Source organism: Christensenella minuta, from assembly GCF_003628755.1.
Taxonomy (GTDB): domain Bacteria; phylum Bacillota; class Clostridia; order Christensenellales; family Christensenellaceae; genus Christensenella; species Christensenella minuta.
Genome location: NZ_CP029256.1, coordinates 1,505,446 through 1,524,691 on the forward strand (window position 1 = coordinate 1,505,446; position 19,246 = coordinate 1,524,691).

The following is a 19,246-nucleotide window of genomic DNA, read 5'->3' on the forward strand; positions in this document are numbered from 1 at the left end:
TCTGCATAGCTCATTCCTTTTTGGCGGTCACTCCTAACGTCCATCCGCTTTTCTCCCTCCATTCTCACACTCCCTCCGCTCTTTTTAACCGTCATCAACACCCATAGGGAGGAAGGCCTGTCTCCCGCTCTGGATTTAGATAGCAGGGGTATTGTTATCCCAAATGCCCATATCTAAATAACGGTAAAAAAATCCCGGTTTTCTAAAGAAAACCGGGATTCCTGGTCTATTGTCTACCGAACCTGTTTAAACGGAATATTCAGGGTCTTTGCGAGTTTCTTCAATACGGAGGCATTGTGTCCAAGGCTCAGGGAGAAGTGATGGTTGATACCCGAGCAAGACCAATCCTCTACAAACGCGCCAATATCTCCTTCACCAAAGTATCCGCGCGTCATAGTGTTGCCGTTTGCCGGTTTCGGCCCTTTCTGGCTTTCGCCTTCGGCAACTGAGAAAGAGTAATTCCCGTCAATATCGCTTGAAAGCCCAAGCATTGTTATGGGGCCTTCTTTCAGGCTGAAATCGACCGAAAGGCCTTCGCCTTTTTTGCCGTGAAAAGTTGTAAGCGCGCGCATCTGCGGTTTGCCGTCGCTGATGCGGATATCGTGCGGGCCATCATGGCCGACCATCTGTATTTTTTCTTCAAATATAGTGGGGCAAAATTCCGCAAATGAACCGCCGCAGCCAAGGCAGCTTGTAATATACATTGCAACACATGTTTTCATATCAGATTCGCCCGCAAAAGGAATTCCTGCGGAAACAAGGAGCGAATTGCCTATTATCATACTGCAGGCAACTTTTTCGTATTCGTTGTTAAGGCCTTCGTAATAGTAAGCAACTCCGGAAAGGTTGTTGTTGGATACCAGCTTATCCATGCCGACAGAAACGCGCGCCGTCCAGTCAAGGTCTTCATCCATGATCTTTCTTGTCGTGGGATCATAGCTTGGATCCAGAAATTCAAATGTATCCCTTATCATTTTTATTTTATCTTTTATTTCTTTATCCGTCGCCGAATGTACATAATCCACAAACTCGCACATTTCTACCATTTTGACATGGATGCCGAACGTGCGTTCTATCGTTGTGGGATCAAAATTCATGTCAAGCATTCCTTCGTATGTGTGGCCAAGGTGTCCGAAGATTGATCCTTTCATACATCTGAGAGCTGTTGCAACGCGGCACCATTCAGAAATGTTTTTTGTAAAACGCGTGTCAAAACCAGGAATAAGATAATGCCCGTATTCAAGGCCGGCCGGCTCGATCCCGCTGCGTGTCAGGGCGTTGTAGGCTTCCGGAAGCGGGCATGCGCCGCCGCCTGCATGTGTCCAATATGTAGTCGCCTTGGAAACGTCAAGGGACATTTGATAGCCAACAATAACAACCGGACATCCTGCCGCTTTTATGCCCTGTACGTATCTGCCGGAAGCAACGTACGCGCAGTTAAACTGGAAGAGGAGATCGATGTCTTCCGCCTTAAACATGAGACCCGCTTTATAGCCATCTTCCGTAGTGTCTACAATAAAATCTCCTGCTGCATTTGTATAGGTAATAACCTCTACGCCTTGGGATTCAAGCAGTTTTTTAAAATCCGTAGCATTTTTTATGAACTGTTCTTTCATGCCCGGGAACTGGGGCCAATATTCTTTGTGCCCACATACCATAAGCCCAACTTTGCCTTTTTTCTTTACTTCTTTGATATCCATTTTTTCTCCTCCTTCATTTTTGGGGTATCAGAAATATTACACTTTATTGCTATTTCTAAAGTGTTACTTTTTTAACTGAATATACTAGTTTATTTGTGAAAAGCATCTTGAATGAAGCAATATTTTGTTTTATACTGTTATTATAGCAAGTATAAGCCTCTTATCAATTATTTAAGTTGTGTACTTATTGCAATATCTTGTGGTGATAAAATGCCTACACTAACAAAAACTTATACAAAGGATTGGTCTGAGGATTCTATCTGGATCATCAATACGCCCAGTGAGCTGGCACGAGAAGCGTTTTTCTATGTGCAGGAGATTGGAATGTTCCAATGTTTCTCTAATTATTATACAGAGCATGAGGACATTGCATCTTTTCTTGTGATGCTTACGTTAGCCGGTGAGAGCGACTATCGGTACCAGAATAAGACCTACCGCCTGAAACCGGGAGATTTATTTTTCGCGGACTGCATGGAGTACCATGCCCTGAGGCCCCACGGTTCGGCACGTTGGGATATGATGTGGATTCAGTTTAACGGTGTAGCCGCGCAAAGTTATTATCAGCAGTTTCTGAGGCAAAAAACGCCCGTGATTCGCGTTGGTACGATGGGGCCGGTCTACAATTACCTGACGGAGCTGATCGAGGTGAATCAGAAAAAAAGCATGTATTCGGAACTGGTCAGTTCCAAACTCATCACCGGGCTGCTGACCGAGATTCTGATTTTGTCCGGTGCGGCTTATTCCACAAAAACCAATATCCCCGAATATATCCAGGAAGCAATCAAGGATATTGACGCGCATTTTAAAGATAACCTGAGCCTGGATTATTTTGCCAGAACTCTCATGGTCAGCAAATACCATCTGCTGAAGGAATTTAAAAAATACACTGGTTTTACGCCCAACGACTATCTTCGCATGACGCGGATCAACCATGCAAAAAAGTTACTTAGGTTTACCGATATGAACATCTATGAAGTCGCGGAAAATGCCGGCTTCCAGAATACCGGTTATTTCATTAATACCTTCAAAAAAATCGTTGGAATGACCCCCCTTCAGTTCAGACGGCAGGATTCCTTTTAGCCCAGTTTCTGAAATTGTCAAAAAATTCAAAAAAATTGCGGATTGTTTGTGCCTGTATGGAGATTTACCCTGCCTTATTTTATAATAAAAGAAAACGGAGGAAAAACATGAAAAAATATGCGTGGATTTGGTATATAAAAGAGGAGTGCGTGGACGAGTATGTACGGATGCACCGCAATCCCTGGCCCGAGATCATGGAGGCCCACCGCAAAGCCGGGATCAGGAACTATTCCATCTTCCGAAACGGCTTGCAGTTCTTTTATGTGTTTGAATGCGACGATGTCCAAAGGGCAATGCAATATATGGATAACGATGAAGACTGCAAGCGTTGGAACGAGATTACATCCAGGATGGTAGAAGGCAGTTTCGATCTCGGATCGGAAGAGCCCGTTGAATATTTGGATGAAATTTTTTATCTGGAATAACGCTGCGCAGGTATCAAGCCAATATTCGAAAGGCCAGGCTTATTCAAAGCCTGGCCTTTTGTAACTCTCCGCCTGATACTCTCCGGATTTTCACACTTTTTCGTCTTGTTTTTTTAGAAATTTCAGTTTAACCAGCATCAGGTTGGCAAACTGCGATTTCCCTTCAAGGAACGTAATCTCCCCGAACATAAATAACCCCAGTGAATTTTTTCCGGTTATAAACGTGTAATCGTCCAGCATGGATTTTACGCCTGCGCAGCCAAATATAATGGAATCTTCCGATGCATAAAAATCCTTCATGATTTTACAAACATTCCGCTTGTCCGTATAGCGTACGAGAAGTTTCCTTTCCTCCGGCAGGTTCGCACCACAAATGAAATTTTCGCCGTCCGGTATCAGGTGGATATTTCTGTTTTGGACGTCACTGATGGCAATACGCTCATGAATCCCTTCCCCAACGCCTCGCTTTTTTGCTTCAGAATGGATGTAGTCGTAAAACCTCACCTGCGTTCCTTCCGACTCGGCCGTCTCGATATAGCGCGGATCTGTGCCGCAGGCTTTTACAGTGGCAATAACCTCCTGGTGCACATTACAGCACTCAACCGCCAAATCATACCGCTCATCCATAATCAGCAAAATAGCGGCTTCTCCATTTTCAGGCAGCATGCGTCCTTTGCGCCCGTCCTGCCCGATTGCAGGGCTTCCTCCCACAAACGGGATTCCCGGATAGATATCACTAAGCTGTTCAAGGAATATCTCTTCCCTTCCGCAATTTCCAAAAAACAGAATCCCTCCTTTTACAGTTTCGCATTCGTTGGCATATGCTTTAATATCCTGTATTGTCTGTTCCAGTCCTCCATGGAAAACAACCCCTTTTACCGCAAAAGGCAATTCCACCGCCTCAATCTCCTGTGGCGGCACCCAGCCCCACTCGCTGGTAAAGCCAAGCGTTGCGCATCCGAAGTCCGCTCCACTTTCCGCTTCGTTATATCCGGTATTATAAAATTCTATTCTGTTTTCTTTTATTTTCATAGTCCAGCAATCCTCTCGAGCGTTACAGTCCGCATACCGCTTTGAACTGTTCATAGGCACGCGCCCACTCCCCGGCCGTCTCGTTCTCCGGTTCAAATACTTCCATTTCGTTGGAAGCCCGAACAACCTCGCGTATCTCCTGCAAGGAGTTCACCTCGTTACAGCCATACGCCTGCAAAAGCAAATTGCCGGTAGCCGTCGCTTCCGCCGGTCCCGCTTTCACTTGGAATCCAAGCGCATTTGCAGAGAATTGGTTCAGTAAAGCATTTTTAGTGCCGCCTCCGATAATGTGCAGCACTTCCACCTGCTGTCCGGTTGCAGCCTTGAGCCTGTCGACTACATAACGGTATTTGAACGCCAGCGCTTCATACACGATGCGCGCTACCGTCCCAATATCTTCAGTATCTACATCCGTTTGCCCGGTCTTGTCCAGGTATTCCCGGATCGCTGCAATGTTGTCCTGCGGCGCAAAAAATAAATCGTCGTCCGGATCGATAAAACCTGCGAACGGCTTTGCCCGTACCGCTTTTTCCACAATCTCAGGGTATCCAAGCCCGGGGTCTTTTTTATTCCATGCCTTTTTGCACTGCTGAATGATCCAAAGCCCCATAACGTTTTTCAGGAATAAATTCTTTCCAAGCGAGCCGCCGGAATTGGAAATATTCATTTCATAGCTGGCGTCGTTAATTACCGGTCCATTGGTTTCAACGCCGACCATGCACCATGTTCCCGAGCTAATATAAGCCCAATTTTCCCCTTCTGCGGGAATCGCAGTTGCCGCACTGGCCGTATCATGCACTGCCGGAGCAACGATCTTTACCGTACCGTTCAAGCCGACCTCTTTTGCCAGTTTCGGATCAATCGTTCCGATAACGTCGCCGGCAAAAACAATTTTGCTTTTCAGCTGGTCCGGAATTCCAAACTGTTCAAATAATTCATGGGACCATTCCTTTTTAAATGCGTCAAGCATCTGCGACGTCGACGCCACTGTAAATTCCGCGGCTTTCTCTCCGCTCAGAAAATAGTGCAGCAGATCCCCAATAAACAGCATATCGTGCGCTTCTTCAAGCCGCTCCGGCGTGTCGCGTTTTACCGCTGCCATCTGGTTGAGGGTATTAATCGTCATAAACTGGATACCTGTGATGTCGTATACTTCACGGTTTCCCGCGGCCTTGTCGATAATTTCCGCCGTGCCGTTTGTGCGGTCATCCCGGTATTGGTAGGGAATTTCCAAAAGGCTTCCGTCTTTTTTCAGAAAGCCGTAGTCTACCCCCCACGTATCTACGCCTATGCTTTCGAGGGCACTTCCGTATTTCGCGGTATATTTGCGCAATCCTGTAACGATCTCCTCATAAAACCTGTATATATTCCACCGCAGGGACCCATATATGAACATACTCTGGGTCGGAAAACGGTGAATTTCTTCCATTTCCAATTTCCCATCTTTAAGCTCCCCGACAATAGCGCGGCCGCTTTCCGCACCGAAATCGAACGCCAGATGTCTTTTTGTCTCCATGCTTCTACCCCTTCTGCTCCGTTATATTGACAGACAGAATGGCGCAGCCACTGGTCAGGCCGCGCCATCTTCCAGTGATTAGATTCTGCCGGCCAGTACATCTTTTTCGTACTGCTTCACTTCATCAAGCCACGCGCTTCCGGCCGGGACATTATTCTTTTCACAGAAGTAATTCCAAACCGAATTAATCGGCATATTTTTATGTTCTTCAAGAAGAGCAAGCCGTGATGTCGTATCGCCAGCTTTTTCCAATTCCTTCAGCTTTTCCGTCGGTTCAAGTAACGCTGACAGCAAAGCCCTCTGGGTTGCGCGCGTACCGATCACCCAGGCAGCGATGCGGTTAATGCTCGCATCGAAGAAATCCAGTGCAATACACACGCGAGAAAGCGCCTCCGCGCGCACTACTTCTTCCATCAGCAATGCAAGGTCATCATTTTGCAGAACGACATGATCGCTATCCCAGCGAACCCCGCGGCTCGTATGCAGCAGTATTTTATCCATATACACAAGCGTTGATGAAATCTTATCTGCCACACTTTCTGTCGGATGGAAATGCCCAAGGTCGAAGGTCACCATAATATCGCGTGTCAGGGCATAACCAAGGCACATTTCATTAGATCCGGCCGTAAAGCTCTCTAAACCAATACCAAACAATTTGCTTTCAATGCTGTCCAGCAAGTAATCCTTGGAAATCTTCTCTGCGAGAATTTCATCCATACTTTTCGCAAACAACTGCCGGCGGGCAAATCTGTCAACGGGTGCATCCTTGCTCCCGTCCACCATCCAGTGGTTGATTACACAAGGGTTTCCCTGCCGCTTACCCATTTCAGCTCCAACTGCGCGCGACCGTTTCCCATGCTCGATCCAAAAATCGCGGATTCCTTTATCATAGCTCGCTAATGTATATCCATCCGCCTTTGGGTGTGAAAACATAGATGGATTAAAATCGAGGGAGATTCCCAGCTCCTGTGCCCATTGCATCCAATTTTCAAAATACTTCGCCTCTATTTCATCCCTTTCGACACGCTTTCCATTTGTTTCCAGATAGAAGGCGTGCAGATTTGCCCGCTGTTTTCCCGGAATCAGAGAAAATGCCTTTTCATAGTCTGTCCGAAGTTCGTCGGCGGTACGGGCACGCCCCATATAATTTCCGGTCGTCATGATACCGCCGGACAATCCCTGATCGCTTTCCTCAAAGCCAATTACATCGTCTCCCTGCCAACAATGCATCGATATCTCAACTCGCTGCAGCGCGTCAATCGCTTTATCCGTATCCACACCTGTTGCGGCAAATTGTTCTTTAGCCTGCTCATACTGCGCCAATATATTTTTCTTGTCCATGTTTTCCCTCTTTTCTGTGTATAAAAAGCAGCTTGCAGGATACCATCCCGCAAGCTGCCCTGTTACTTATCCTGCTTTGCTTGCAGCATTTTTACAAATTCGTTTAATTAGTATACGTCTTTCCATTCTGCGATGTTTGCTGCGTCAAACTTGAAAGGAGGTCCAAGTATGATCTCCGTGCCGCCGTCGCTCGCATCCACAACCGTATATTCGCCAAGTGTTCCTGCTTCAAATTTGTCTCCGGTTGCTCCCGTAATCGCGCCATCGGTCAGTGCCATCGCCGTATATCCTGCCAAATACCCGAGATCCAACGGATTCCACAGGAACATATATTCGCAAACGCCATTGTCGATATACTCCGCCATTTCGGATGGTAGTCCAAGACCTGTCAACGCAACTTTCCCTGCCAGCCCTTTATCCGTCAGGACCTTTCCTGCTGCAGCGATTCCTACCGTTGTGGGCGCTACGATACATTTCAGGTCTGGATAAGACTGTAAAAGCGCTTCCGTCTCAGATACGGATTTGTCACGCAGGTCGTCGCCGTAAGCAACCTTTACTAGTTCCATATCTTTATATTTCTCATCGCCTTCCATGATTTTCTGAAGCGCCTCAATCCATGCATTCTGATTCGTTGCTTGGCTTGTCGCTGAAAGGATCGCAAATTCGCCGGAGCCGCCGCACATATCGTACGCCGCATCCATCAAAGCCTGGCCGATGAGTTCTGAACCGGCCTGGTTTACAAACAGCTCTCTCGACTGCGCGTTTACGCCGGAGTCGACTGCAATCACTTTAATTCCCGCCTGCATCGCTTTTGTCAAAGCCGGCTGTAGTGCATCCGGATCATTCGCAACTACGGTAATAGAATCAACCCCCTGCGCGATCAGTTCTTCGATGATCTGAATCTGGCCTTCCGCCGTCGGCTGGTCCGGCGCCCTTAAAATCGCTTCCTGGCCGGCTTCCTTAACCGCATTTTCAAAGCCTTCCATTTCCTTTTCGCCATACGGGTTCCCCGTATTTTTGAACACTATCGCATGTTTACCGCTGCCCGTCGTTTCCGTGCCTGCGGAAGCCTCCGTACTGCTCTCAACGCTTGCTTCTCCAGGCTCCGTGCTGCTTTCCGGCGCCTGCGAAGCTGTTTCCGCCGCCGGAGCGCAAGCCGCAAAGACAAACGCCGCGACGATCAGCAAACATACTACCGTCATCCATTTTTTCATTTTTTTCCTCCTCGTTAATCATATTATTCTCATTTTTCCATTTGTATGGAAACATTATTTTATTTTTTCGGTAGGGCTTTCGGTTTGTTAAGTAAAAAGTTGGAGGCCAATACTGATCCAATCAGCAAAAGGCCGATGATAATCATCATAACCTGTGCCGAAATATTGATAAGCCCAAGGCCATATCTCAGATATCCTACGATAAATACCGCAAGAATCGCTCCAAGCATATTTCCTTTCCCCCCTGCTGTCGATACGCCGCCCAGCACAACCATGGCAATAACGTCCAGTTCATAGCCCTGCGCTACATTTGGCCTCGTGGATGCCATGCGGGATGTAAGAAACAGCGCACATGCGCCCGCCATGAGACCCATAAGCGTAAAAATGATAACTTTATTGCGATTTACCTTGATTCCGGAATATCTGCTTGTTGTCTCATTGTTTCCCATTGCATAGACCTGCCGCCCAAATGCGCTTTTATGCAGCAGCATCCCAAAAACTACGGCAAGGATAATAAACATTAGCAGTGAAAATGGAATCGGCCCAACATATCCCCAGCTTAGATACTGGAACCATTCCGGAAAGCCTCCGGAGGCTTGATCTTCCAATATGATATAAGCGATTCCACGATAAATCGTCATCGTTGCCAATGTAATAATCATGGATGGAACCTCTTTGCATTTTGCAACCAGAATCCCGTTTACATAACCGCACCCAAGGCCTACTGCAAGACAGAGTACCATTGAAAGCTCCATCGGCATTCCTGCATTATAAGCTATCGCCATAATGACGGAACACAAAGCTGCGGTTGATCCAACCGAGATATCTATCTCTCCCAGCAGGATGACAAAAACCATTGCCAGAACCATGAAGCCTTTGTCCATAAAATTCATCGTAGCGTCCAATATTTGTGTTCCGCGGAAATAATCCGATATCGAACCATTGACGATTAGTATGACGACCAATATGATAACGAGCAGCCATTCCCACTGCAGGAAGAATTTTTTCGGGTCCAGCTTATGTTCCAAAACCGAACGATCCAATTCTACGTTTGTGCGTTTGTTTAAAGAAGCCATCTTGCTCATATCTCCCTTCTCTTTAAAGCATTCTTATCCGCCCTGCGTTTTACCGAGATATTCAGCAGGATTGCCACCAATATGATAATTCCCTGTATAAAGTCCTCCCAGAAAGTGGATACATTAATCAATGGCAGCGCATTTTGCAGCACTCCGAGCAGCAACACTCCCAGAAGCAAGCCGCCTACCTTTCCGGTTCCGCCGGATACGCTGACGCCGCCAAGCACGCAGGCGGCAATCACATTCATCTCATAGCCAGTCGCCGTATCGCCCTGTGCAGAGGCGAATTTGGCAACCCACAACACTCCTGCCATTCCGGTAAGCAGCCCCAGCAGCGTATAGGACATGATTAAAATCCGGTCTTTTTTAATGCCGGTGATAACTGCGCTTTCCGGATTGGAACCCACGGCATAAATATACCGGCCTGTCCGGTTGTAATTCAGAAAATAGTAGAAAATCAATACCACGACAACCGCAATGATGATAAGAGTATTGATCGGGCCGATGCCACTTGTTGCGATAGACTTAAACCCATCCGACATCTGATGCGCCGAGACCCATTTACTACCGCTGATTAAATAGGTTAGGCCGCGGAATACATTCATCATGCCCAATGTAGCTATAATCGGTATGATCCTTCCTTTTGCCACCAATACACCGTTTACTGCCCCGCACCCGATTCCTACTCCCATGCCGATCAGTATTGCAACGGCCGCAGGTAGCTGTGGGACATACTGCACCGTGAGCGCGGATACCATTCCTGCCAGTGCTACGATCGCACCAACCGATAGATCGATTCCGCCTGTAATCATTACCATCATCATCCCAACAGCAAGAATTGCCAGGATTGACGTGTTTCTAAGCATATCGGCGAGATTTTCCCAGGTAAAAAATGTCGGATTAATCGCTTGAAAAACTACGCACAATACGATCAGGAAAATCAACAGTCCTAATTCGCGGAATGTCTTTTTTGTTTTATTTTTTTCTAAAATATTTACAGATGATTTCACTTTCCCATTCCCCTTGCTTTTTATTCTCCCAGCATAGCCGCTTCCAATATTTTTTCCTGATTTGCCTCTTCGCTTTTGAATTCGGCTGTAATTCTTCCTGATTTCATTACGATGATACGGTCAGCCATACCCAAAACCTCCGGCATTTCCGAAGAGATCAGGAGGATTCCATATCCCTGTTCAGCAAGTTCTCCCATGATCTCATAAATAGCCGCCTTTGCACCGACGTCAACGCCTTTTGTCGGTTCGTCCATAATAATCAGTTTCAAATTCGAGGTAAGCGCTTTTGCTACCACGACCTTTTGTTGATTCCCGCCAGACAACGAGGATGCCTTATCATAAATGGAAGACGCCTTGACCGCCATTTTCTCCGCAAGTTCCTGCGCCGCCTCGCTCTCTTTTGTTTTGTTATACCATGGTCCGTCCCGAAACCGGTCCATATTTCCAAGCCCAATATTTTTAGAAATTTCCCAATCGAGTATCAACGCCTGTTTTTGCCGGTCCTCCGGCAATAATCCCAGCCCTGCGCACGTCGCGTCAGTCGGGCTTTTGATCTTCACTTCTTTTCCATCTACATAAACCGTTCCTTCACTCGGTTGCGCTATGCCGAAAACCGTTTCGGCAACCTCGCTTCGTCCTGCGCCGACAAGGCCGGTTAATGCAACGATTTCCCCTTTCTTCACATCAAAAGAAATATCTTTGAAATATCCGGTACGGCCAAGTTTTTCCACTCTTAGGATTTCCTCGCCAATTTCAATTTTGCGTTTGGGAAACAATTGTTTGATTTCCCTTCCCACCATTGCAATAATCATATCTTCATTCGATATCGCATCGACATCCCACGTGCCTATATATTGTGCATCGCGCAATACAGTTACACGGTCCGCAAGTCTGTACATGTCCTCGAACCGATGTGAAATGAAAATAATCGATGCGCCGCCCTCGCGTAATTTTTCCGTATATTCGTATAATTCTTCGCTCTCCCGTTTCGTCAGGGCCGCGGTAGGTTCGTCCATAATAATAATCCGCGCCTGGCTTGAAAGCGCTTTGGCAATTTCCACAAGCTGCTGCTGTGCAACCGAAAGCGTACCCATGCTGGCCCGCGGATCGATGTTGGCCCCGAGCCTATCCAAGAGCTCCTGCGCCTTTGCGTGCATCTCTTTCCACTGCAGCGCCTTCATTTTTCCTTTGGTAATTTCATGCCCCAAAAAAATATTCTCCGTTACACTCAAGTCCGGATAAGCTGTGGAATGCTGGTAAATACAGACGATTCCCGCTTCCTGTGAATCGCGTGTGGATTTAAACTGCACCGGCTGTCCATCCAGTTTCATAGTGCCTTCTTCAGGTTGGTGCACTCCGGTAATCACTTTGATAAATGTCGATTTCCCGGCGCCATTTTCCCCCATAAGGGCATGTATTTCTCCGCGTTTTAATTGAAAGTTCACATCCTGCAATGCTTTTACGCCGGGAAATATCTTTGTGATATGGTCCAACTCCAAGATATATTCATCCATTTTATTTTCTCCTTCAGCCAGATTTGATGCGTTCCAACGCGATGCCTTTGTATATCTACATCAATATCAATAATTGAATGTACTAAAAAATACACGCGAACTTTTGGGTTTGCAACTTTTCCTATATAAATCCCTTTAATTGTATTTTTTTAGAGAAAGATTGTTACAGCGAACTATCTTAAATCATGAATGTCGTCTTTCTATAAGAAATCTTACACGTAAGGAACTTCCAAATCAATAAATAATCTTAACCAAAAATTACACTATGTTGCTCTTCCCTTAAAAATGCTGGCTTTTAAGTGCAATGATTAGAGCATATGTTCTTAACCCGCAATAAAACGCTATTTCTTTCTAACGCCAGTGGTTGACGAAAAAAGAGTTGCCGATCAAAACTCATACTATATTTAAATAAACAACAGGAATCTTTCCGCTCGCAGAATTCGCTCGCGGCGTGGCCCCTGCGGGCAGATTTTTCTTTCATAAATAAACGATAGGAGCAATCTTATGAATTGTCTGCCGCCGATATTCAGGCTGCGGCAGCTATATCCAAGGAAAAAATTATTTCCCAAAAAGTTTCATTCAGCTGAGTCCAAGTTTTCCGACCGAAGTACGCCATCTATAGTATTTGAGGCCGGGGAAAATCTTATTACAAATCCGGTGCTTCCCCGCCCTTCCGGCGTCCATACGCCGCGCCGCTTTCCCTGAGATACTCATCGTAGGCGAGCAATTCCCGCTCCATATCGAATACCTCGGCGCGCGCGGCAGTATAATCGAGCACATAGCACCGGGTAAAATTCTTCCGTGCCACCACTTCTTGCAATTCCCCGCTGGCCAGGGAGAGGAACCATGGGAACTGCGCCTTTTTCCTGTCGTATTCCGCTGTCGCGAGCAAAAGGTTCGCCGTTTTATAATCGTGGCATTTGAAGTAGTCCTTTTCGTTTTTCTCCCACATCTTAGTGATAAGCAGTTCCTTCAGCTTGTCCATATTTTCCTCGAAACTGGTGATAAGGTGTATCCGTTCCTCCCGGGGCCGGCCATGCTGGAACAACTTTTCAAAATAGGCTTCTATCACCCGGTACGCTTCCCGGTTCCCAAAAATCGTCACGATCTCAAACATATGCGTTCCGGTTTCGTCGCGCACAATAAAATCCCCCGGGTCATGAGGCTCTATTTTGCGGTATGTCCTGTGAAGCTGCCCGAAACATACCAACAGATGAAACAGCTCCACTCTTTTTTTAAACCGTTCCGCCGCTGACGGCACGTTATATTTCGTAATTAATTTTTTGCATTGTTCGGCTATTTTTTTCTCGTTTGGGATATTCATGCTTCCAGTTACCATATCTTCGCAGTTTCGGCCGGCAGGCCGGGCGACCGGTCTCTTCTATAGTTTACCATTTTTCACATCTGCCGGGATTAAATTTTCTAAAAATATATACCGTGACCCACTGCATATTTCGGCCGCGGAGCTTTTACTTTACTGAAAAAAGAGCCGAAAACATCTTCCCCGCACCCTTTTCTTCCGCAAAATACTATTCCTTTTTTTCTTTTTCCTGCTGCCTGCAAAGCTTTTTCTTCTGTTCTTTTCTGACCTTTGCCCGCTCTTTCAGCCTTAAAATAAGCTCTAGCAATCCCTGGTTTGCAATCATCCCCATTAGCCGCACCTCAAAAAGTTTGTTCAATAAACCATCTTAACGGTATCATACCACGCTTCCCATTTAAATTCCATATATTCCCTCTTGACAGGCTAGCAATCACTAGCTATACTAAGGCTAGTAATCACTAGCCAAAGGAGGCATGGATGGAAAAACGGGATACCAGGCAAAAAATATTAGAGGCCGCGCTCGGCCTTTTCTCGGTGCACGGTTATGACGGCGTATCCGTCAGGGATATTGCCGGGGCCGTAGGGATCAAAGACAGCTCTCTCTATAAACACTACAAAAGCAAGCAGGAAATTTTCGCAACCCTCCTTGATGAAATGAACAGGCGTTTTGAGGAGACCGCCGCCTTCTACAGGCTTCCTCAGGGTGAAATCGGCCACGTCACGAAGCAATATGGGGAAAATGACCTCGGCTGGCTGAAAAAAGCGGTGGACGCAATCTTCCTGTTTTTCGTAAGCGATCCGTATGCCACTAAATTCATGCACCTGCTGATGATCGAGCAGTTCAAAAACAACGACGCGGCGAAGCTCTTCAGCGAGTGGTTTATTGAAGGGGCGCTTTCTTTCCAAACCGCGTTGTTTGATGAAATGATGAAAGAAGGATATTTTCGCGGGGCAGACCCCCGCGCCGCAGCGACGCAGTTTTACGGGCCGGTCCTGCTGCTCGTCCTGATGTATGATTCCAAGCCTGAAAAGCAGGAAGAGGCGCTTCGTCTGCTGCATGCCCACATTGAAGAATTTGCGGGGAATTATCATATTTCACACGGAGAACACAAATGAATTTAAATGAATATATGAACCGGGGAATCTCCCTGCTGTTAAAAACTGCCGGGAGATATTATTTCAACAATCCAAGGGGGATCGCCTTTCTTGCAAAGACCGTTCCTGAAATTAAAAAAAACGCCAAGCGCAGGCAGCGGCACGAAGAAGCAGGCCTTCATGTGCCGCCTTTCCTGATCGCCAGCATCACATCGAGCTGCAACCTCCATTGCGCGGGCTGTTATGCGCGTGCGGCGGGCGCGTGTACGGACGGCGGCGCGCAGGATATGACTGCCGCGGAATGGCAAACAATATTCGCGGAAGCGTCGGCGCTCGGCATATCGTTCATCCTGCTGGCAGGCGGCGAACCTATGGTGCGCAGGGATGTCCTTGAGGCGTCGGCTTCTTTCCCGAATATGGTCTTTCCAGTTTTTACCAACGGAACCATGATGGACGAAGCATATCTTAAATTATTTGAAAGGCACCGCAACCTGATCCCTGTTTTCAGCATCGAGGGAGGCAGGCGCGCGACCGATGCGCGCCGGGGCGAGGGCGCTTACCGGGCCGCCGTGGATGCGATGGCCCATTTCCGCAAACGAAAAATACTCTTCGGCGCTTCTATCACCGTAACCAAAGCAAACAGCAAAGACGTGACACAGGCTTGTTTTGTCGAAGACTTGCGCCAGAAAGGCTGTGGTTTGGTTTTCTTTGTGGAATACGTCCCCGTGGAGCCCGGCACGGAGCGCCTGAGTTTAGGGGACACGGACAGAAAAGATTTGCAAAAGACGGTGGACGCCCTTCGGGACCGCTTCCCCGATACGATCCTCGTTTCCTTCCCCGGCGACGAGGAGGCGGCGGGAGGATGCCTTGCTTCGGGCCGCGGTTTCTTCCATATCAGCGCGAACGGCGGGGCGGAGCCTTGCCCGTTTTCTCCCCATTCACAGTTGAACCTGCGTGAAAGCACCATTGAAGACGCACTGCGTTCCGGCTTTTTTCTGCGGCTGCGTGAAATTGCCGTAAATGCCGGGCATCACGGGGGCTGCACGCTCTTTGAGCATAAAGAGGAAGTCGAGGCCCTGACAGGCGGTACGGCCCCGTGACCGTTCTATTCCATAAGCGTTAACACAGCCCTGTATTTGCCGCTCTCATCTTTTTTAAGGCAATACAGGATATCGTCAAAAGCTTTGATTCCCTCGTTGATATAGCGGTTAATACGTGCGGCTACCGCGGCAGCGGAAAAGCTGGCGCTCCTGCCGCATTCGTTTCCGCGGATCAGGAAATTGCAGTTGACCGTCACCTTCGCGGCGGACGGACCCAGCCGGTCAAAAACATATTCGCCCGGCCGCATGAGACCATAGCGGTCACACTGGACGCCAATGATATTTTTGCAGGCCCGCAGGCCGCCCATACGGGGCATAGGCGCCATGATAACGCAGCCGCTTTCGCTCAGCTTCCTGACCGCATCGCCTAGGATGGGCTGTCCGCCGAACAAACTGTCGCCAAAGCTAACCTCCGCAATATCCGCGCCCAGCTCTCCGCACAGCCGGAACGCTTTTTGCAGGCAATCGCCCTCTTCCATTTCCCTTGAAACCGCAACGCTGATGATTTCATAGTCGTCCGTCATTTTTTCAAGGAGCAGCGCACAGGTAGACGCATGCGTAAAGCGCTGCGGCTGCGCCGCCATGTTTGCCTTCCGGGCGCCTTTACGGTCAATTATCATACTGTTCGCAACACGCTCCGGATACTTCAGATAGGAAAGATTAATCATGTCGTCGATAATTGCGATTTTAGCCATTACGATACCCCTGTTTTCTTCATTCGGATTTCTCCCATTTATTAGAGGCGGCTGCAGCCGGTTTGTTACTGTTTCGGAGATATTTTCCAAAATAGCATTCGCAACAGCGGCGCTTCGTTGTATAATGGATCGGGGAGTGTATGTGAATGAAACCAAACAACAGGACAAGTCAAAATTTTTCACACAGCTGTGCGAGCCTGTAATCGGCAGTTTATATGCTTATATCCGCAAAAATTCAAATCCATCGTTTTTATGCAACGATATTTACCAGACCACGCTGATGCTTGCATACGAAAACATCAATTCCCTGAGGGATGAGAAAAAATTCAAAAGCTGGATTTTCACCATCGGACGCCGGGAGATCGTCCGCTTCAATAAAAGGTATAAAAAGGAATTTTTTATTGACGACGTATTTCCCGAACGTTCGGAAAACCTGATACCGCGCGATGCGGACATCCGTTCCCTCGAGGAGCAGATTTTGTTGGAGGAAGAGAAGGAAAAGGTCGCAAGGTGGCTGTCCCGCCTCAGCGCGGCGGACAAGCAGTTCCTGAAATATTATTATTACGACGAGAGGACTTATGCCGAGATTTCCGATATTATGCACATAAAACAGGGAACTCTGCGCGTCATGCACCACCGGATTTTGAAAAGGCTTGAAAAGATTGCAAAAGGTGACGAATATGGAAAATGATTTCCGTAAAAAAATGAAGAAAATCATCGATGAAAACCTCGATGAATTTGAGTCCGGCGGGAACGGGAAGGAGGACGCGGAAACGGCGCGGAAATTGTTTGAACAATTTCGCGGGAACCTTCCCGCGGAAGAAAATGCAAAGCCCCGCCCAAAGAAAAAATTCCCGCTGTTTATTCCCGTTGCCGCGGCGGTTTTGGTCGGCATCTTTATTGGTTCGTTCCTCTTTTCGGACGTTCCGGCCGCACGCGCGTTTAAAACGAATGTGGAGCAGTTCTTTACTTCTATTTTCAGCCCGGACACGAAGATCGAAGAGGACGGGCAGCAGATCGACGAATACCAAAGCGTGGAAGACCTGCAAAAAGACCTCGATTTTACTTTACCCCAATTTACGTGGATTCCGGAAGGGTATGAGCTTTCAAGTGTGCAAAAGGGTGAATCACCTGATGAATCAAAGATTATATCGGAAGAATATCTCAATCCAACCATGAATCCTTTAGGCTACATTAGTATTAGCATCGTATATATGGACAATTCTTCTGAAACACAGATTTCCGGACTTTGGAGTACGCGTGAATATATATCAGAGGAAATAAATAATATTCCCGTTACAATCTCTAGTGACAAACCTTATTCTTCTATTTTTTTCTACCGTGATATGTACCAGATTTCCATTACAACTAATGATAATATCGACACTTTAAAAAATATAATTGCAAATATACAATAAAATAAGAAATCTGCTATCTAGCAGATTTTTTATTTTATGTAACGAAATCCCACTTTTTTTCTCTAATAAAGCAACTATTTTATTGGAGGTGCAGCAATGCGCAAATTATCATTCATCTTATGTATGGTTCTCGTTCTTTCTGTCTGTTCGGTTGGTTTTGCCGCCGAACCTGCTTATTCCGACGCAAACCCGCCGGCTCCGGTTTTCTCGCCGGACGCGGTTTATGCGGAAAGCCCCGATTTTTCGATGAATATTGCTCCTTATGCTATAACGACCGTGCTTGATTGGAGTAATAGTATTACTAAGGTCAGTTCTACAAGCGTAAGATGCAATTCCTACACCGTTGCCTCTGGAATCGCCGACAAAATTGGCGTTGAATATGTACTCTACCAGTATAACGGCGGATGGCAAAGATATAAAAGTATAACTCATTCAAAAAGTAGAAGCGCCTCTTTTTCAGATGCCGCGTCTTTCAGCGTCGCATCCGGCTATTCCTACTATGTAACCACGTACCACCGTACTTATTCCGGTTCTACCGTTGTGAGCACAAAAACGGCGACTTCCGGCAGCATTTACGTATCCTAGATTTTTTCTCTCCTCACAAAGGAAGGGCGGCCCAGGCCGTCCTTCCTTTATTTTTCCCTTGCCCGTGCGGGCTCAGCCTTCCTCTTTTGGTTCGTACTTTCTGGCTTCCGCCCCGCCCCGTTCCTTTTCCCTATACTTTTCCACCGCTTCCCTGAGCTGTTCCCGTTCCCGGCTCTGTTCCGCTTCGTGCGTATCATGCAGCTGGCGCATCTGGTTGCCGCGCCTGGCCGACCTGTGCCCGTGCATTGTCATAATTGTATCCTCCTGTTTATGTTTATTTGCTATGATACACTCTTTTTCCGGCGCATAAACCTCCCGTTTCTGATATAATGTACGCAGCAGAAAGGACCGGCTATGAAAATCATCATTTCTCCTGCCAAACAAATGAATCACGACGCGGAAGAGCCCGGGTATGCGCACCTGCCCGTTTTTCTGCGCGAAGCACAGCAGCTTTTGGAATACCTGCGCGGGCTTTCTTACGAAGCGCTGAAAAAGCTGCTGTGCACGAATGACCGGATTGCCGCGCTAAATTTTGAACGCTGCCGCGTTATGGACCTCCGGCAGGGCCTCTCGCCCGCGCTTCTGGCCTATGACGGCATCCAGTATAAGTATATGGCTCCGCAGGTGTTTGAGCGCCCTTATTTCGATTATGTGGAAGACCACCTGCGCATTTTATCCGGTTTTTACGGAATCCTGCGGCCGCTTGACGGAGTCGTCCCCTACCGCCTTGAAATGCAGGCGAAGCTGAAAACGGATTTTTGCAGCAGCCTCTACGATTTCTGGGGCAGTAAGCCGTATTCCGAGCTTACAAAGGAAGACGGGGTAATCTTAAACCTTGCATCCGGCGAATACAGCCGGGTGATCGAGAAACACCTTGATCCCCGGGTGGCTTATATCACCTGCACATTCGGGCAATGGGAAGACGGAAAAGTGAAGGAAAAAGGCGTTTATGTAAAGATGGCGCGCGGTGAAATGGTGCGTTTCATGGCGGAAAACGCAATCGAAGAGCCTGAGGAGGTGAAGCGCTTTGACCGCCTCGGGTATTCCTACAGGGACGACCTTTCCTCCCCGAAAAATTATGTGTTTTTAAAATAAACAAAAGGCGCCGCGCGGCGCCTTTCTTT

At 47.4% G+C, this 19,246-nt stretch carries 20 protein-coding genes; 8 read left to right on the forward strand and 12 right to left on the reverse strand.

The window, feature by feature from the left end:
* Positions 1-233: 233 nt before the first annotated feature.
* Entirely contained in the window at positions 234-1,700 is a 1,467-nt protein-coding gene (locus B1H56_RS07185) for an L-fucose/L-arabinose isomerase family protein (RefSeq protein WP_066522945.1), read from the reverse strand.
* Positions 1,701-1,910: 210 nt separating this feature from the next.
* On the opposite strand from B1H56_RS07185, the gene B1H56_RS07190 reads away from it, so the two are divergent.
* Positions 1,911-2,780 carry an AraC family transcriptional regulator gene (locus B1H56_RS07190; RefSeq protein WP_162938969.1) on the forward strand — a complete coding sequence of 290 codons (870 nt, stop codon included), beginning with the start codon at positions 1,911-1,913 and terminating at the stop codon, positions 2,778-2,780.
* 107 nt (positions 2,781-2,887) lie between these two features.
* On the forward strand, positions 2,888-3,205 hold the full coding sequence (locus B1H56_RS07195; RefSeq protein WP_066522943.1) for an L-rhamnose mutarotase: 318 nt from the start codon (positions 2,888-2,890) through the stop codon (positions 3,203-3,205).
* Between the two features lie 90 nt (positions 3,206-3,295).
* On the opposite strand, the gene B1H56_RS07200 is transcribed toward B1H56_RS07195, so the two are convergent.
* From B1H56_RS07200 to B1H56_RS14955, 9 genes are all read right to left on the reverse strand, one after another.
* Complete coding sequence (locus B1H56_RS07200; RefSeq protein WP_066522942.1) at positions 3,296-4,237, reverse strand: hypothetical protein; 942 nt, start codon at positions 4,235-4,237, stop codon at positions 3,296-3,298.
* 22 nt (positions 4,238-4,259) lie between these two features.
* Positions 4,260-5,753, reverse strand: coding sequence for a rhamnulokinase (locus tag B1H56_RS07205; RefSeq protein WP_066522940.1), 1,494 nt, complete (start codon positions 5,751-5,753; stop codon positions 4,260-4,262).
* A gap of 78 nt (positions 5,754-5,831) precedes the next feature.
* Positions 5,832-7,094: an L-rhamnose isomerase gene (locus tag B1H56_RS07210; RefSeq protein ID WP_066522938.1), complete on the reverse strand. Its 1,263-nt coding sequence runs from the start codon at positions 7,092-7,094 to the stop codon at positions 5,832-5,834.
* Between the two features lie 107 nt (positions 7,095-7,201).
* Positions 7,202-8,308, reverse strand: a complete 1,107-nt coding sequence (rhaS, locus tag B1H56_RS07215; RefSeq protein ID WP_066522936.1) for a rhamnose ABC transporter substrate-binding protein — start codon at positions 8,306-8,308, stop codon at positions 7,202-7,204.
* A 59-nt stretch (positions 8,309-8,367) separates the two neighbouring features.
* Positions 8,368-9,384 (reverse strand): ABC transporter permease, encoded by a 1,017-nt coding sequence (locus B1H56_RS07220; RefSeq protein ID WP_066522990.1) that lies wholly within the window; start codon positions 9,382-9,384, stop codon positions 8,368-8,370.
* A 5-nt stretch (positions 9,385-9,389) separates the two neighbouring features.
* On the reverse strand, positions 9,390-10,250 hold the full coding sequence (locus tag B1H56_RS07225; RefSeq protein WP_242861987.1) for an ABC transporter permease: 861 nt from the start codon (positions 10,248-10,250) through the stop codon (positions 9,390-9,392).
* 164 nt (positions 10,251-10,414) lie between these two features.
* Positions 10,415-11,908 (reverse strand): sugar ABC transporter ATP-binding protein, encoded by a 1,494-nt coding sequence (locus tag B1H56_RS07230; RefSeq protein WP_066522934.1) that lies wholly within the window; start codon positions 11,906-11,908, stop codon positions 10,415-10,417.
* A gap of 646 nt (positions 11,909-12,554) precedes the next feature.
* On the reverse strand, positions 12,555-13,247 hold the full coding sequence (locus tag B1H56_RS07235; RefSeq protein WP_156515153.1) for a hypothetical protein: 693 nt from the start codon (positions 13,245-13,247) through the stop codon (positions 12,555-12,557).
* Between the two features lie 190 nt (positions 13,248-13,437).
* Complete coding sequence (locus B1H56_RS14955; RefSeq protein ID WP_279221294.1) at positions 13,438-13,560, reverse strand: hypothetical protein; 123 nt, start codon at positions 13,558-13,560, stop codon at positions 13,438-13,440.
* 146 nt (positions 13,561-13,706) lie between these two features.
* Between B1H56_RS14955 and B1H56_RS07240 the strand changes: the two genes are divergently transcribed.
* Positions 13,707-14,345 carry a TetR/AcrR family transcriptional regulator gene (locus B1H56_RS07240; RefSeq protein ID WP_066522931.1) on the forward strand — a complete coding sequence of 213 codons (639 nt, stop codon included), beginning with the start codon at positions 13,707-13,709 and terminating at the stop codon, positions 14,343-14,345.
* Positions 14,342-15,424: a radical SAM/SPASM domain-containing protein gene (locus tag B1H56_RS07245; protein ID WP_066522930.1), complete on the forward strand. Its 1,083-nt coding sequence runs from the start codon at positions 14,342-14,344 to the stop codon at positions 15,422-15,424. Before B1H56_RS07240 ends, B1H56_RS07245 begins: the two co-directional genes overlap by 4 nt.
* Positions 15,425-15,429: 5 nt before the next feature.
* Here the strand turns inward: B1H56_RS07245 and B1H56_RS07250 are convergent, their stop codons facing one another.
* Positions 15,430-16,119, reverse strand: a complete 690-nt coding sequence (locus B1H56_RS07250) for a hypothetical protein (RefSeq protein WP_066522929.1) — start codon at positions 16,117-16,119, stop codon at positions 15,430-15,432.
* Positions 16,120-16,243: 124 nt separating this feature from the next.
* On the opposite strand from B1H56_RS07250, the gene B1H56_RS07255 reads away from it, so the two are divergent.
* From B1H56_RS07255 to B1H56_RS07265, 3 genes are all read left to right on the forward strand, one after another.
* Positions 16,244-16,810, forward strand: a complete 567-nt coding sequence (locus B1H56_RS07255; protein WP_066522927.1) for an RNA polymerase sigma factor — start codon at positions 16,244-16,246, stop codon at positions 16,808-16,810.
* Positions 16,800-17,537 carry a DUF4367 domain-containing protein gene (locus tag B1H56_RS07260; RefSeq protein ID WP_066522925.1) on the forward strand — a complete coding sequence of 246 codons (738 nt, stop codon included), beginning with the start codon at positions 16,800-16,802 and terminating at the stop codon, positions 17,535-17,537. The genes B1H56_RS07255 and B1H56_RS07260 overlap by 11 nt, the downstream gene beginning before the upstream one ends.
* Positions 17,538-17,633: 96 nt before the next feature.
* Positions 17,634-18,122, forward strand: a complete 489-nt coding sequence (locus B1H56_RS07265) for a hypothetical protein (protein ID WP_066522923.1) — start codon at positions 17,634-17,636, stop codon at positions 18,120-18,122.
* A 72-nt stretch (positions 18,123-18,194) separates the two neighbouring features.
* Here the strand turns inward: B1H56_RS07265 and B1H56_RS07270 are convergent, their stop codons facing one another.
* Positions 18,195-18,374 carry a hypothetical protein gene (locus tag B1H56_RS07270; protein WP_066522922.1) on the reverse strand — a complete coding sequence of 60 codons (180 nt, stop codon included), beginning with the start codon at positions 18,372-18,374 and terminating at the stop codon, positions 18,195-18,197.
* Between the two features lie 102 nt (positions 18,375-18,476).
* Here B1H56_RS07270 and yaaA point away from each other — a divergent pair, with 102 nt between their 5' ends.
* Entirely contained in the window at positions 18,477-19,217 is a 741-nt protein-coding gene (yaaA, locus tag B1H56_RS07275; protein WP_066522920.1) for a peroxide stress protein YaaA, read from the forward strand.
* Positions 19,218-19,246: the final 29 nt, after the last annotated feature.